Annotated in this window: 19 protein-coding genes and 1 tRNA gene; 1 reads left to right on the plus strand and 19 read right to left on the minus strand. The window is 50.2% G+C overall.

The window, feature by feature from the left end:
• Nucleotide 1: 1 nt before the first annotated feature.
• The 19 genes from CKL_RS18930 to CKL_RS19025 form a co-directional block, all read right to left on the minus strand.
• Nucleotides 2-517 (minus strand): DUF6550 family protein, encoded by a 516-nt coding sequence (locus CKL_RS18930; protein WP_012104198.1) that lies wholly within the window; start codon nt 515-517, stop codon nt 2-4.
• 101 nt (nt 518-618) lie between these two features.
• A complete protein-coding gene (locus CKL_RS18935; protein ID WP_041700881.1) occupies nt 619-1,179 on the minus strand; it encodes a hypothetical protein in 561 nt (186 codons plus the stop codon).
• Nucleotides 1,176-1,571, minus strand: coding sequence for a DUF4320 family protein (locus tag CKL_RS18940; protein WP_041700882.1), 396 nt, complete (start codon nt 1,569-1,571; stop codon nt 1,176-1,178). Before CKL_RS18940 ends, CKL_RS18935 begins: the two co-directional genes overlap by 4 nt.
• A gap of 12 nt (nt 1,572-1,583) precedes the next feature.
• A complete protein-coding gene (locus CKL_RS18945; protein WP_012104200.1) occupies nt 1,584-2,453 on the minus strand; it encodes a hypothetical protein in 870 nt (289 codons plus the stop codon).
• Between the two features lie 146 nt (nt 2,454-2,599).
• Entirely contained in the window at nt 2,600-3,529 is a 930-nt protein-coding gene (locus CKL_RS20175) for a type II secretion system F family protein (RefSeq protein ID WP_012104201.1), read from the minus strand.
• Nucleotides 3,526-4,878: a CpaF/VirB11 family protein gene (locus CKL_RS20180; protein WP_012104202.1), complete on the minus strand. Its 1,353-nt coding sequence runs from the start codon at nt 4,876-4,878 to the stop codon at nt 3,526-3,528. The genes CKL_RS20175 and CKL_RS20180 overlap by 4 nt, the downstream gene beginning before the upstream one ends.
• Nucleotides 4,875-5,690: a CpaE/TadZ family protein gene (locus tag CKL_RS18965; protein WP_012104203.1), complete on the minus strand. Its 816-nt coding sequence runs from the start codon at nt 5,688-5,690 to the stop codon at nt 4,875-4,877. The genes CKL_RS20180 and CKL_RS18965 overlap by 4 nt, the downstream gene beginning before the upstream one ends.
• Nucleotides 5,691-6,521, minus strand: a complete 831-nt coding sequence (cpaB, locus tag CKL_RS18970) for a Flp pilus assembly protein CpaB (RefSeq protein WP_012104204.1) — start codon at nt 6,519-6,521, stop codon at nt 5,691-5,693. It lies immediately after the preceding gene.
• Nucleotides 6,522-6,536: 15 nt separating this feature from the next.
• The gene (locus CKL_RS18975; protein ID WP_012104205.1) at nt 6,537-6,956 is read right to left on the minus strand and encodes a prepilin peptidase; all 420 of its coding nucleotides are present in this window, start codon (nt 6,954-6,956) and stop codon (nt 6,537-6,539) included.
• The gene (locus CKL_RS18980; RefSeq protein WP_423200923.1) at nt 6,946-7,152 is read right to left on the minus strand and encodes a DUF6133 family protein; all 207 of its coding nucleotides are present in this window, start codon (nt 7,150-7,152) and stop codon (nt 6,946-6,948) included. The genes CKL_RS18975 and CKL_RS18980 overlap by 11 nt, the downstream gene beginning before the upstream one ends.
• Nucleotides 7,153-7,198: 46 nt before the next feature.
• A complete protein-coding gene (locus CKL_RS18985) occupies nt 7,199-7,561 on the minus strand; it encodes a SpoVG family protein (protein ID WP_172634782.1) in 363 nt (120 codons plus the stop codon).
• Between the two features lie 23 nt (nt 7,562-7,584).
• Entirely contained in the window at nt 7,585-8,133 is a 549-nt protein-coding gene (locus tag CKL_RS18990) for a YodL domain-containing protein (RefSeq protein WP_012104207.1), read from the minus strand.
• 13 nt (nt 8,134-8,146) lie between these two features.
• On the minus strand, nt 8,147-8,704 hold the full coding sequence (locus CKL_RS18995; protein WP_012104208.1) for a hypothetical protein: 558 nt from the start codon (nt 8,702-8,704) through the stop codon (nt 8,147-8,149).
• A 3-nt stretch (nt 8,705-8,707) separates the two neighbouring features.
• Nucleotides 8,708-8,992 (minus strand): division/cell wall cluster transcriptional repressor MraZ, encoded by a 285-nt coding sequence (locus CKL_RS19000; RefSeq protein ID WP_012104209.1) that lies wholly within the window; start codon nt 8,990-8,992, stop codon nt 8,708-8,710.
• Nucleotides 8,982-9,413 carry a hypothetical protein gene (locus tag CKL_RS19005; protein ID WP_012104210.1) on the minus strand — a complete coding sequence of 144 codons (432 nt, stop codon included), beginning with the start codon at nt 9,411-9,413 and terminating at the stop codon, nt 8,982-8,984. The genes CKL_RS19000 and CKL_RS19005 overlap by 11 nt, the downstream gene beginning before the upstream one ends.
• A 22-nt stretch (nt 9,414-9,435) precedes the next feature.
• Nucleotides 9,436-10,392, minus strand: a complete 957-nt coding sequence (locus CKL_RS19010; protein WP_049759149.1) for a DNA adenine methylase — start codon at nt 10,390-10,392, stop codon at nt 9,436-9,438.
• A 42-nt stretch (nt 10,393-10,434) separates the two neighbouring features.
• Nucleotides 10,435-11,025, minus strand: a complete 591-nt coding sequence (locus tag CKL_RS19015; protein ID WP_012104212.1) for a DUF1281 family ferredoxin-like fold protein — start codon at nt 11,023-11,025, stop codon at nt 10,435-10,437.
• Nucleotides 11,025-11,543 (minus strand): hypothetical protein, encoded by a 519-nt coding sequence (locus CKL_RS19020; protein ID WP_012104213.1) that lies wholly within the window; start codon nt 11,541-11,543, stop codon nt 11,025-11,027. Before CKL_RS19020 ends, CKL_RS19015 begins: the two co-directional genes overlap by 1 nt.
• A gap of 280 nt (nt 11,544-11,823) precedes the next feature.
• Nucleotides 11,824-11,899, minus strand: a tRNA-Thr gene (locus CKL_RS19025).
• Between the two features lie 391 nt (nt 11,900-12,290).
• Here CKL_RS19025 and hsp18 point away from each other — a divergent pair.
• Nucleotides 12,291-12,737 carry a heat shock protein Hsp18 gene (hsp18, locus tag CKL_RS19030; RefSeq protein WP_012104214.1) on the plus strand — a complete coding sequence of 149 codons (447 nt, stop codon included), beginning with the start codon at nt 12,291-12,293 and terminating at the stop codon, nt 12,735-12,737.
• Nucleotides 12,738-12,774: the final 37 nt, after the last annotated feature.

A 12,774-nucleotide genomic window follows, 5' to 3' on the forward strand; every position in this document is an offset into this window, starting at 1 on the left:
TTTAATCCATATCACCGATCTTGTTGCCGTTTTCGTACATATCATCGGCACTTATTACCTGATTGGTCCCGCCGTCCGGCACATTGTCAAAACCCGGCAGCCCACCATCATTTTGCGGTTTGCTTTCCGCAGCCGATTTCTTCTCCATATCCTCCGGCTTGTATTCCGGCGGCTTGGACGGGTTCGTGGTATCCGCATCCTTGGGAAGCTCAGGCTTTGCGGGAGCTTCCGGCTTTACCGGATCAGGCTGGAGCTTCTGCTCCGGCAGATCGGTTTGCGGTGGCAACGTTTCCGATGATTCCGGTTCCGGTGTGGTCTGCGGAGAAACAACCACCTCTTTTTCCTCTGTGTTATGTTGTATCTCAGAATCCACATCCGAAGAACCGGATGGCTCTTGTGACGAAGCATCCGGCTTGACGGGTTCCTTGGCAAACTGCATCCCGATGGCAACCACCAGCGCAAGGCCGATTATCGAAGCGCCCGTAATGGCGAGCCTCCGTTTCGTTTTATTACCCATATAGAAAACCTCCTTTGAAGAAGTGTAAAATGTTACCTTTTGTATTTCTCACCATACTACAATTTTTTTCGGAAGTCCAGACAATTTCCCGAGCACTCATGTCAAACGTCACTTTCACCGAATACTTCAGTGTATCCCGCCTGAACCTTGAGCTTGATCTTCATGGGAGCCAGCTCCTTGCCGCCGAAATAGACCGGCACCTCCAGCCAGATCACCGCATCCGCTTCGAATCGCTGTGCATTTTGTGGAGAAGAAGGAGCCAGCGGCGCATTTCGGATGGTAACATCCAAGCCGGAGAGTTTGTACTCCAAAGCATCCCCGGTATATTTTACATGGTAACCGCCGACATTTTTTGTACCGAGGACACCGTCCATGTAACCGTAAATATCACCGGTCTTTACGCTGTAGGAAAAGGAGGAGCCGTTCGGCTGGTAGCCGCCGCTGTAGCCCTCCCGGACACCGTGATACACATCGGCATAGTTGTCGTTGACTGTTACAATAATGGCATCCTCCAAGGCTTCTTTCACACCGGTGGCAATGATATTCAGCCGAAAAAACTCCATCACGCCGCACAGGATAATCACAAGTGCCAGCGTAATGGCTACCACCAAAGGGAAGCCATTCCCAGCCTTATCCCTGAGAATGTGTCTTAGTTTGGTCATTTGTGGTACACCTCGCTTTTCCCGGAGGCCTCCGAGCGCAGGGTGATAGGGAACGAGCCAAATCCGCCGAACAGCCCGATGTTCTTCTCTAAAGTCAAGGTCACGGTGATTTCCTGATTCAGCTGGATATTCCCGGTCTTTGACCATGAAATCCGAGGACTCAACCCGGTCTGCTCGGTAAGAACCGCAGCACGGCGGCTGGTTTCACTGCCCACCCTGCCGCTGATTTCTGCTTCCCGGCACAGCTCGGTGGCATAGGTATCCAGCTGGTTCTTTGCGATAAACACCGGCAGCACCTGCACAGCCAGCGCAATCACCAGCATGGCGCAGAGGACAAGGACACATACATCAATGTAGCCCTCGCCATGTTTGGATTTTAAGATTTTCTTCATGCTCACCCCTCCCTAAAACATCCCGCCAAGGGACTTGATGATCTCATAGGCAATAATGACCAGATAGGTAAAGAGGAAGCACATCAGCATGAGAAAGGAAAACACACGGATTTTCGGCGGTATTTTCTGTGCCTCGCTCTTGAGTCGCTGCAGTTCCAACTGCTTGAAATCATGCGTCAGCATCTGAAAATACACCGTGCTGTCATCGCCACGCAGCACACCGATGAGACCACGCACCACATCGGACAGCATGGGCGAATTAAGCCTTGCCTCAAATCGGGTAAGGGCGGCCTCGTAGCTGGAGGAGCGCATATCCGCTGCCAGCATGGTTAGCTCACCGGCAAAGGCTTCCCCGGCATTTTTCTTGTAGTTCTCCACGATGGCCAGCACATCACGGGAGGCTTTCAGCTCCTGTTCGATGTTGGCAACAAAACGGGGCAGCTCCTTTTCCACGGAAGCCCGCTTTGCGGATAGCCTTTCATCTGCCTTTTTGGTTTCCTTGAAATACACCATGACCGCAAGGAACACCACCACCGGTACCAGCAAAGGGAACACAAATCCCGCTGGAACTGTCAGCAGCAGAATCACGCCGGATTTCACCAGCGCATAAGCCTGATAGACCTCCGGCTCCATGTTCATGCCGGTGGCTTTCAGCACATTTTTCAGCCGGTGCCTGCGGTATTCATCCATGCGGATCACCTTGGAGAGCTTCACCGCCCACGTCATGAGGTAGGTTTCCAAGCTCCTTGCCGCTTTTTTCTCTGCCCTTGTGGTGTTCAGCATGGCTTTGGCGGTGCTGAGATACGGCAGGCGCAGCACATCCAAAAGAAGAAAGAACAGCCCCGCCGCTAAGGTGATTCCGAATAAAAACAGTAATCCCATTCTCGTCACCTCCTATGGCACACGCAATTTCTGCGGAAATTGCAAGGTTCGCTACGCTCACGGTGTGCCTCCAAAGGGGGAACTATCCCCCTTTGGGGAACCCCCAGCTCTCCGAGGGGATTAAAAAATAATTTCATCATGATAGTTCACCTCCGATATTCAATTGGTTTTGTCAGTTTAAGGACACAAGCCGTAGAAACAAAGATAAGGGCGGCGCTGATGGCCAGAATGATTTGCCCCAGCGGAGTATGCATCAGCGTATCGTACCAGCTCTTGTTCAGGAGATACATCAGCGGGATGTTGCCGATGACGAAAATAACCATGATAATAAATTCCTTACGGGGTTCAAAGACGAGGTATTCCAGCTCGCCGTTGACGATCCGCATATCACTGAGCTTGCTGACGATAGGAGTCAGGGTAACTTTCAGGCTGCGGTCATGCTGGCAGTCGCACAGGGCATCGCACCATTCCCGGAACACCTCGTTGTCGATTTTGGTGCGCAGCACCTTGATAGCCTCCAGCACATCGGGATCAATGAGCTTGACCCGCAGGACAAAATCCTTGAACACCTGATGCACCGGCGGGTTCAGATAGTGGAGATTTTCCTCTACAGCCGTGAGAATATTTTCACTTCTCAGATAGGCTGTGGTGACGATGGAGAGCGCCGTTTCCAGCTCGGCGGCGATGTCCTTTTTGAAATGGCTGGCGGTGAGCTGCACATACCAAAAGGGCAGCATCATAAAGCCTGCTGCCATCACCGGAGCCAAAAAGAAATTGCCCAGCACAATGGCGATGGAGGCACCGATGGCGAACAACAGCAGCGAGCAGGCGCAAACCAGAGAAAAGCGATTGCTTCTGCCGGTCATGGCCAGCACCTCCTGTGCCATCTGGATTTGCCGTTTCAGAAATCCCGGCTTTTGGCGGCGCTGTGCCGCCTTGATTTCATCCTTGATAGAGGATTTCTCTCTTGTAAGAAAAGAGAATAATCCATCGGTGAACTCCATCGGTTTTAAACCGATAAGCAGAAAAAAGCCTGTAATCATACCGATACAGGCGAGTAATTGAATGGTTGTCATACGGATATTTGCCCTCCTTTCCTGATGGCATTGATGCGCTCCTGCGGCATACCGTTCTCCAGCAGCCGCTTGCACAGGCTGTCGGAGATGGGATTAACCCGCACATGGTGTCCGGTAATAAAAAACTGGTTGTCCTCATAGCGGTTTTCGGTGATTTCATACCGAAACAGGGTGCGGTAATTGCGGCTGTTATCCGGCAAAATTTCACACTCCATGATTTCCATGAGCCTCCGCTGCTTGTTTTCCAGCTGCTTGCAGAACACGACAATGGGATAGGCCTCCGTCACATAGCCTATGAGGGTTTCGTCCGACATATCAACGGCTCGCTTGCACAGGGAAACCATGCGGCGGTAGGTGGATTCGCAGGAGTTGGAGTGAATGGTGGTGACCACCGCCACACCGGTTCTGGCTACCTCCTGTGCGGCGTTGGCCTCCGCACCACGCATTTCGCCGACCACAATAATATCGGGGTTGAAACGCAGGGAGATGTCCACAAGGTCGATCTGCTCAATGCGGTACAGCTCGTTTTCGCTGTTGCGGGTGAGGGTATGCACCACGGAATTGGTGACCCTGCCGTCCTTTTCCCGAATGAGAGAAAGCTCGCGGCTACCGTTTTCAATGGTGAAAATGCGCTTGTTATCAGGGATGGTGGTGAGCAGCCAGCCTGCCACCGTAGTTTTACCACTGCTGGTGGCTCCGGCAATGCACACCGAAATGCCGTAGCGGATGAATTCTGAGAGCAAATCCAGCATTTCAGCAGTTGCCGTGTCTCCTTCTATAAAATCCTCCTTTTCCATGTGATTGGGATTGACGATACGAATGGAGGCAGCAGCACCGATATTGGCATCCACAATGGGGCTTTTCATGACGGCAATCCGGATGTTTTCCGCAAGAGTGCCGACCACCAGCGGGGATTGGTCATCCAGAATCGTGCCGGACACATGAAGCATCCGGCGCAGCACGTTGATGCAGTGTTCGGGGCTGTCAAAGTGTTCCGTGAGCTTTTCGCAGCGCCCACCGGCATACTGGATTTCGATATCTCGCCAGCTGTTGATGTCAATTTCTTCAATTCCATCCGCAAAGATGTACTTGGTGAGAAAGGAATACTCGGCCATTTCCGTATACAGGGCATCCACCAGCTGCTGCTGTGTCATGCCTTTGACCGCCACACGGCTGTCCTGCACAAACTTGGCGATGTACCGCTTGATGTTGGCTTTGGCTTCGGCGGCGTTACCGTCTGACAGCAACTCACTGTGCTGACCGGCGATATATTCCTGCACCTGTTGAAGAACATTGTGAAAATCCCCGGTTTCCTGCTCCGGAGTAAAAAACAGATTATGCCTGCTCATATGCCGAACACCTCCTCCGAAATTTTCTGTATCTCTTTCCGGAAGCCCCGGCTGACCTTCAGGGATAAATCGGCGAACAGGTTCCCGGCCAACACCTGAGCCTCCAGCTCCGGGGAGTGAGGAAGGGTAAACACAGCGCTGCCCAGCACCTGCTCCATGTTCTGGCTGGCTTCGTTGGATTTTACGTTGCTGACCACCTTGTACAGCTTGTCAAAGTCAAAGCCTGCCATCCGCAGATATTCCTGCTGGCTGGACAGGTAGCTCACCGATTTCAGGTCGCAGCCTATGAGCCGCAGCACCGCATCGGCCTCCAGAATGGCGATGGTGGACAGCTCGTCAAAATAGATGGAGCTGCCACAGTCAATGATGATATGACTGTCCATATCACGCAGCACTTCGATCAGCTCCCGGAGCAGCTTTTCATTCACCGGAGGATAGCAGTTTTCGTTTTCTCCCTTTTGCAGGCCGATGACCGCCAGATGGCTTATGCGCTTATGGGTATTGCAATTGTTTTTCACCAGTGATTCTGTGATGGAATTGGCGGCCAAAATACTTCCCAGCGAATGATTGCCCTCCAGCTCACCGGGCGGACAGATACAGGGAAGCATGGGCGTGGTGCAGTCGCATAAAAGCAGTACCACGTTCTTTTTTCTGTCTGCCAGATATTTCGCCAGCTTGACCGCTACTGTGGTCTTGCCGCAGCCGGGGCTGCCCCAAACCGCCAGCACCTGTGCGCCTTTATCAGACTCCGTATCCAATATCTCCGCATCGTTTTTGCGGCTGAACAGACCGCCTTTTTTGAAGTTCAGCATTTACTCAGCCCCGCTTTCTGCCGGTATGTCCGCAGGCGCTTCCGGCTGGCTGTTATCCTCTCTTTCCTGAGATTCCGTTTTCTCCGGATACAGCTCGGAAAGTACAGATTCCTGCGTTTCGGTAAACTTTGCCGCATTCTCCTTGCTGCCACGGTAAACGAGGGACACATGAAGGGTACCGTCCGCTTCCAGCTCGGCAAGGATTTTACTCTGCTCCGGAGTGACCAACAGCGTAATGGTAGCAGGCAGTTCTTTCTCTGTATCCTCCTGTTTCGAAGATGGATTGGGTTCATTGTTACGCTGGTCGGCATCGTATCCGCTGTCTGCGGTGACGGCAATGACCTCTACATACTGCAGCTCCGGCGGGATGACCGTCACACCCTGTTTCTTGTAATCCGGGGCAACGATAGACACGATATCCCCGGAAATCAGCTTGCCGGACAGCCCTGCGGCGAAGCTCTTGACCGATACGGAGATGGCCTGTTTTTTTCCGGTCAGGTTGTAGAGATAGGCGTTCTCAGCGGCAGGGGTATCGGCGATTTTGGAGGCGATGATGTAATCTCCCGGCACCAAATCGGCGGAGGCAAATTTGCCGATGACCGTATCCGTATGCCTGACCACATCCTCCGGCAGATTGTAGCCGCCTACCTCCACGGTCTGCACCATGTCCTTAGTAATGGCCTCCCCGATTTTGATGGGCTTTGTCACCCGCACAATCTCGGTTTTCTGGCTGATGCTTTGGTTAAACAGCGGCGTGACCGCAAAGCAGATGAGTAAAGACAGCACGATGCAGACCACGCCGATGACCGTTCTATTTTTGAAAAAGCTCATAGCTTAGTTCCTCCTTTAAATGAAATAGGCGAGCAGACAGCCCGCCGATAAAAAAGGCGCAAGGGGGAAGGCTTTTTTCGCCTCCCGCCTTTGCGCTCTGCAAACAATCCGATATATGACCACATAGATTAACAGCAGGACGAGTCCGGCCATTGCCGCAAGCAGTCCTTTCGGCAGCCCCAGCACTAAGCCGCAGGCTGCCATTAGCTTGATGTCGCCGCCGCCCATGCCGCCGAAGAACACAGCAGCCAGCAGAAACGGCAGGGCGATGAGGATTCCCGGCAGCTTTTCCGGTGCAAAGCCCGGTATGGACAGGACTGCGATTACAGCACAGATCCAGTTTGGAACAATGCGTTTTGTCAAGTCCGTTACCGATGCCGCACACAGCAGGGCAATAAAAAAGTCCGCCTGCACAGCGGCCAGCTTATCCGGCATAGTTGAACATATCCTTGATGCGCTGTACGAGAGTGGGCAGTACGGTTTTGTCGAAGAGCATATACAGACCGGCCAGCACCAAAGCGCCGATGACCACTGCCATTAAAATTTTGATGGCGGTATCCACGAAGCCCTCGGCGTGGTTGTTGGTGAGCGCCATTCTTGCTTTGATTGCCAGCATATTTGCTTTGTTCATGATTCTTTTCATAGTGTTTTACCTCCAAATTTTTATTATTGCGTTTTTACATACCGCCCATCTGCATGGGCGGCTGAGACTGTTCTGGTGCGGCTTCCTGCGGCTGCGCCGGGGCTTGTTTCATGGCTACGGCCTGCTGGTAGCTTTCCGGCACCGCCTTATGGAGCTGCTCCCGGAACTCTTTGGTTACCGGAAAGCAGATTTCTTTGTAGCCGTTTTCTGTCTTACGGCTTGGAATGGAAACAAAGAGACCGTCACGGCCTCCCTCCACCACCTTGATGCCCCGGATACCGAGGCATCCGTCCACCGTTGCTGAAGCGTAGGCACGGATGCCGCCGCTGCCTCCGGGCGGGTACATGGAATTGATTTTCACTTCTACATCAGGCGTGATTTCTTTCTCCTTTCGCATTTTGGCAATAAAAAAACAGCCCTTTAGAGTTGCATGGTTTGTGTCTGTTCCGGTGGGGTGAAGCCGATTTCCTGAAATCCGAAACGGTCGCAGTAATAAAAGCTGCTGCCGTTTTCATCGTACAGCTCCAGCACATCCGACATGGATAGGGAATGCCCCGCATAGCCGGGAGGATGGGCTGTGTTGAATTTGGTGTACAGCGCCTCCAGATCGTTGGTTTCCACCTCGCCGTCATAGACTGTTTGGTAATCGGACATTTGCGGTTCTCCGAATGATTTGCCGAAATCTTCAAGGCTGATGAAGCGCATCCGGATATCCGATTCGGGCTTTAACTGCCACACACGGCAGCTTTTCAGCAGGGTGAGTTCTTGGGCATCTCTCTGACCGTTCACAAGGCGGTCGTATATGCCGTTCGTCCATTTCACCTCGCCGATATCTTTTTGGCGGCTGAGAAAGGCTTTCAGTTCGTCCGACTCGAAGAGAGGATCAACCACCGCTTTGCCGCCGCTGACATAACCGGCAGAGTTGCCGTAGTACAGAATGATATCTTTTTCCATCCGGATATTTCGCATGAGCTTACCTCCTTTACGTCATAGTCATGCCTCCGTTCCGCGGATTGCGAAAGGCTTCCATTGCTTCCTCCGTGGGATGGAGGAGCCTGCCGTTTTCCATTTCCAGCACACAGAAGTCATCCCGGTCGCAGAGCATGATGCGGTGCTGGTAGGGCTTCTGCATCTCCACATAATTAAGCGCCTCCTGCTCCGTGCAGAGCCACACACCGGAGGCATATCGGCCATCGGGGAGAAAGCTGTAGCCGCTGTATTTCGGCTCGTGATTCTTTAAATCCAGCGCTCCCACCGGTCTGATTTGGGAGAGCTGCAGTTTGGCGCTGTCCGGCAGAAGCTCCGGCTTGAGGATGCCGATGACTTCGCTACGATTTTTCAGGGCAAACTCCCCGGTGCGCAGGGATACCAAAAAGACAGCGCAGCCGCTTGGATTGGCACCGGCTCCGTTTCCGCAGAGGCAGAAATACAGCTGCCTTTCAGGGGTGTCCTGACTGATTACGACAACTTTCCCCTGAATACTGCAGCCTAAGCCAGTTGCCGAACAGTCTTTAGCGGTATAGAGCGTGTTTCGTTCCATCTGTCAGCCCTCCTTTTTCTGCTGCAGCAGGGCAGTTAGGTCGGAAATAAGGGAGAGCCTTGTATCATCCGGCATGGTCTTGAATGCCGCACGGACATAAGCCTCCACCGCCTCCGGGGACTGGTCGCCGATTTCGATGATGTCCACCTTTTGCACACTGACCGTACCGTTGGAGATACCAAGGCGAACGATATTGCCGTAATCCATACCACTGGCGGTGCGCAGCTCCTTGGGAATCAGCACCCGGCCTTTTCCGTCCATGAGCTTGTAGATAGGCTTATTTTTCATCCTCCACACCTCCCTCCAGCACACAGCGGATGGTGTCGTGACTGATACCAAGGCTGTTGAACAGCTCCATCAGCTGGGGCGGCAGCTGCTTTAGGGGATCGGCGCTGCCGATGATGATAGCGCCGTCCTCGCAGCGGATATCCAGATCGTCATCCAGCGGAATCCCTGCCGCCTCCAAAAGCGCATGAGGCACCGACAGCTCTGCGGATTCCGGCGCTTCCACCGGCTCGTTCACATGGTCGATGCCGTCCTTGGTGAGAAAAAACTCGCCGTAACTGTTGATTTGTTTCACCGGGTGATGGGACAAATACGCCAGATGCACAGTATCTCCGGCGGTGACGCACATAGTGTCCAATACACCGGGCGGCAGGGTGATGCTGCCGTCCTCGGCAACCCTGCCCTTGGTTTCAATGATTTTCATAACTCAGCCTCCTTTAGATTTTTTATTCAATCCTGTATTCCGGGGGATTGTCCTCATCCATGCAGATTCCATAATCAAATAAGTTTAACTGACATGAGGAATTTTCCCGCTCCTTGGGATCGTAGTTGGTAATGATGACTTCCGAGTACTCGCAGCCTCCCTCATACCGCTGTGCCAGATTGTTCAGGCGGGTGACCGGGGTGATGGTGTAATCCTGATACAGCTCCCGGATGAATTCACAGTCGTTATAGCTGACCATCCATTTGCCCTTGCAGCCTGCCAGTGCATTCCGGAGCCGCTGATGGTCGGTTTTGAGAAACTCCACCGCATAGTGACCCTCGGTCATGTAATACGGCGGATCGCAATAAAAAAAGGCATCGTCCCGGTCATATTGCCGGATCAATGCCTCGAAATCCTTGTTTTCTACCACGGTATCGGCAAGCCGCCTCGATGCCTGCCATATCACGGCAAACACCTTTCGGATGTCAAAGGGCTGGCAGCCGTAAGAGGTGCATCCGCTGCCGTAGCTGTAGCGGATGAGCTTGAAAAAGGCCGCCGCTCGCCACACATCGCTTGGCTCCGCCTGCTCCAACATAATTGCCCTCAATTCCTCAAACTCAGGCGGCGGGAGGTTCTGCTGCGCCAGTTCCAGTTCTTCCTGCAAATATTCGTCATTAAATTCGTCCTTTTCAAAGAAGCGTCGCAGCACATTAAACTCATGCCGGGAGTTGAGGGGTAGGAAGCCCAGCTGCTTCAAAAATGCTAGAGTTCTGTTTTTTACGCAGTAGAACAGATTTGTCAGATTGCCGTTAAAATCGTTGTAGACCTCCATTCCTTTGCAGTCTGGCGGTCTGCCAAACAACACCCAACCCCCGCCGCCAAAGACTTCAATGTATCTGCCGAAGTCCTTGGGGAAGAGCCTATAAATGATATTGCGGAGGGCTTTCTTGCCGCCCACCCAGCTGATAAAGCTATTGATATTCCATCACCTCCCTCTGAAAAGAAAAAGAGCCGATGCTCACTACATTTTCAGTGACATCGACTCATCTGGATTATGATATTCGTATTCGCTGGTTTTCTCATTGTACAGGTAGCCCTCATCGGTCAAATCCACCTCGTGAACCTCAGCCGCAAGCTCCAACGCTTCTTTGGAGCCGCCCGGAGGAATGTCACAGAACATTTCTTCACCGTTTTCATATTCCTTTTTTCCTGTGTTATATCCGAAGTCCTCGTCAGCCCATTTGTGTTCAACGGATAGGTCAGGATATTTTGCCGCCAGTGCAGCAATGACATTTTCCGGACGGCTCCATGCGGTCTGGAACTCGATATGCTCACCGTCAAAGTCCTGCGGGGTATATGCACCACTGTAGCCGTAGCTGTTCCACTTGGTTCCCCAATTGGAAATCGACCAGTCGTACCAGTTTTCTTTGCCGTATTTCTCACGCTCGGCCATACCGAGATTTCCACGGAAGATATGCTCAGGCATAGGGATGACCTTGTTGAAGTCAATACTGCCGAGGCCGATCTTATCATCCTTGATGGCCTCGAACATGGCGCTGACCTTTTCCGGATCGCCGGATACTCTTAAAATATTGGTTACATGATTTGGCATTACCTCATTCCTCCCATCGTCATGCCGAAGCCAAAGGATTGGCTTCCTTTCAGCTCGTCCTCCGGCTTAATAAAGAAGCGGTCGCTGCTATCCCAAAAGCTAAGATACAGCTCACCGTCCTCCACCTTGATTTCCCTTTGCTCCAGCCCCTCACCCCAGCCGTCACTAAATTGAGAAGAGAGCCATTCGGTAAACTCCGCAAGCTCAGAGAGAGAAAGCGTACCGTGAGTTTGTACTTCGGTTACACCCCACAGCTCGCCGTTCCATTCCTCTACGGAGGGATTAATGCCGTGTATCTTTTGGCTGAAATCGTCATTAAGGTAAACGGCGAGACCACGCTCACCTTCGCTGGGGAGTTTTTCTTTTTCGATGAGTGCAAGGATTTCATCCTCATATTCCAAAACCTCACCGGCAGTTAAATCCTCCCAATAATCATCAAGATCGCCCCATTCGTTCTTTCGATAGATATGAGGGAAGAGGGGGCTGAATAACCGCAGTGTCTGCAGCTCATTTTTCATGGTGCATCCATCCTTTCATTTTGATTTAGAGCAATAAAAAAAGCGGCTGTGTTTTTCAGTTACGAAGAACACAGCCGCCTCAAAATTGCCCCATAGGGAATTGGCTTTATTTAATTGTAACCGGACTGATTCCGGTCAAAACAAGAAATACCCCGCTTTCTTATTAAAAAGCAGGGTGCATCTATGAAAAACGAGGGTCTTGAATTTTTCATTCAAAACCCTCGTCAGGCCGCATAAACACTGGCATTTTCAGCCCTGTATCTATTTTGACCTAATCTTCTGGTGCTGGTGAAGGGAATCGAACCCGCGGCCTACGCATTACGAGTGCGTTGCTCTACCATCTGAGCTACACCAGCATGTAAAAAACAATTTTAACTTTTATATTATTTGTAACTAAAAATAATTCAAAACCTACTGATTTTATATATTTCATTACGAATTAATTGCTCTACCACCTGAGCTATAGGAGCAAAACATACAATACTATTTTAATACAAATTTTCTTTATAATCAAATATAAAAATTTTTTTATATTTGATCTACTTAACCAGTAAAAATCATTAAAATTTTTAGTTTACTTTTAAATATATTGTTTATACTAAATTATATACTCTTTAATAGTAATTTCTAATTCTTAGTAGAAAAATCTATACTTTTTAGACTTTGACTTTCTTTGACTTTTAGTATACTATATAAATGTAACAAAAATTAATAAATAATAAAATCATATACAAGGAGGTATGTATTATGTTCGATATGGTTCCATTTAGAAGAAATAATTCTATAAGAAGAGGTGATGATGCTGAGAACTTCTTCAATTCTTTCTTTAACAATGATTTTTTAACGCCATTTAACATGAACTTATTTAATAATGGATTTAAAGTTGATCTTAAAGAAACTGATACTTCCTATTTGATTGAAGCAGATCTTCCAGGTATGAAAAAGGATGCTATAGATTTGAGTTTTGATAATAATTATCTAACAATATCTGCTAAACGAGATGACACAATAGAAGATAACAAAGAAAATTTCATAAGAAGAGAAAGAAGATATGGTGAATTTAAGAGAAGCTTTTATATTGACAATGTAGATGAAAAAAATATTACTGCTTCTTTTAAAGAAGGAGTTTTAAAAATTGAACTTCCAAAGTTAGAAAAAGGAAAGGGACCTACTAATAAAATAGAAATACACTAATTTGCGCCTTCCTCTATAAACTCATAATAAAATATAA

Source organism: Clostridium kluyveri DSM 555, from assembly GCF_000016505.1.
GTDB classification, from domain to species: Bacteria; Bacillota; Clostridia; order Clostridiales; family Clostridiaceae; genus Clostridium_B; species Clostridium_B kluyveri.

Bases quoted from the DNA above. Each gene is read 5' to 3' on its own strand.
- CKL_RS18940 (WP_041700882.1), bottom strand. From the start codon at position 1,571: ATGAAGAAAATCTTAAAATCCAAACATGGCGAGGGCTACATTGATGTA.
- CKL_RS18980 (WP_423200923.1), bottom strand. From the start codon at position 7,152: ATGAACAAAGCAAATATGCTGGCAATCAAAGCAAGAATGGCGCTCACC.
- CKL_RS18995 (WP_012104208.1), bottom strand. From the start codon at position 8,704: ATGGAACGAAACACGCTCTATACCGCTAAAGACTGTTCGGCAACTGGC.
- CKL_RS19015 (WP_012104212.1), bottom strand. From the start codon at position 11,025: ATGCCAAATCATGTAACCAATATTTTAAGAGTATCCGGCGATCCGGAA.
- CKL_RS18945 (WP_012104200.1), bottom strand. From the start codon at position 2,453: ATGGGATTACTGTTTTTATTCGGAATCACCTTAGCGGCGGGGCTGTTC.
- CKL_RS20175 (WP_012104201.1), bottom strand. From the start codon at position 3,529: ATGACAACCATTCAATTACTCGCCTGTATCGGTATGATTACAGGCTTT.
- CKL_RS18985 (WP_172634782.1), bottom strand. From the start codon at position 7,561: ATGCGAAAGGAGAAAGAAATCACGCCTGATGTAGAAGTGAAAATCAAT.
- CKL_RS19005 (WP_012104210.1), bottom strand. From the start codon at position 9,413: ATGAAAATCATTGAAACCAAGGGCAGGGTTGCCGAGGACGGCAGCATC.
- CKL_RS19000 (WP_012104209.1), bottom strand. From the start codon at position 8,992: ATGAAAAATAAGCCTATCTACAAGCTCATGGACGGAAAAGGCCGGGTG.
- CKL_RS19020 (WP_012104213.1), bottom strand. From the start codon at position 11,543: ATGAAAAATGAGCTGCAGACACTGCGGTTATTCAGCCCCCTCTTCCCT.
- cpaB (WP_012104204.1), bottom strand. From the start codon at position 6,521: ATGAGCTTTTTCAAAAATAGAACGGTCATCGGCGTGGTCTGCATCGTG.
- CKL_RS18935 (WP_041700881.1), bottom strand. From the start codon at position 1,179: ATGACCAAACTAAGACACATTCTCAGGGATAAGGCTGGGAATGGCTTC.
- hsp18 (WP_012104214.1), top strand. From the start codon at position 12,291: ATGTTCGATATGGTTCCATTTAGAAGAAATAATTCTATAAGAAGAGGT.
- CKL_RS18975 (WP_012104205.1), bottom strand. From the start codon at position 6,956: ATGCCGGATAAGCTGGCCGCTGTGCAGGCGGACTTTTTTATTGCCCTG.
- CKL_RS18990 (WP_012104207.1), bottom strand. From the start codon at position 8,133: ATGCGAAATATCCGGATGGAAAAAGATATCATTCTGTACTACGGCAAC.
- CKL_RS18930 (WP_012104198.1), bottom strand. From the start codon at position 517: ATGGGTAATAAAACGAAACGGAGGCTCGCCATTACGGGCGCTTCGATA.
- CKL_RS20180 (WP_012104202.1), bottom strand. From the start codon at position 4,878: ATGAGCAGGCATAATCTGTTTTTTACTCCGGAGCAGGAAACCGGGGAT.
- CKL_RS18965 (WP_012104203.1), bottom strand. From the start codon at position 5,690: ATGCTGAACTTCAAAAAAGGCGGTCTGTTCAGCCGCAAAAACGATGCG.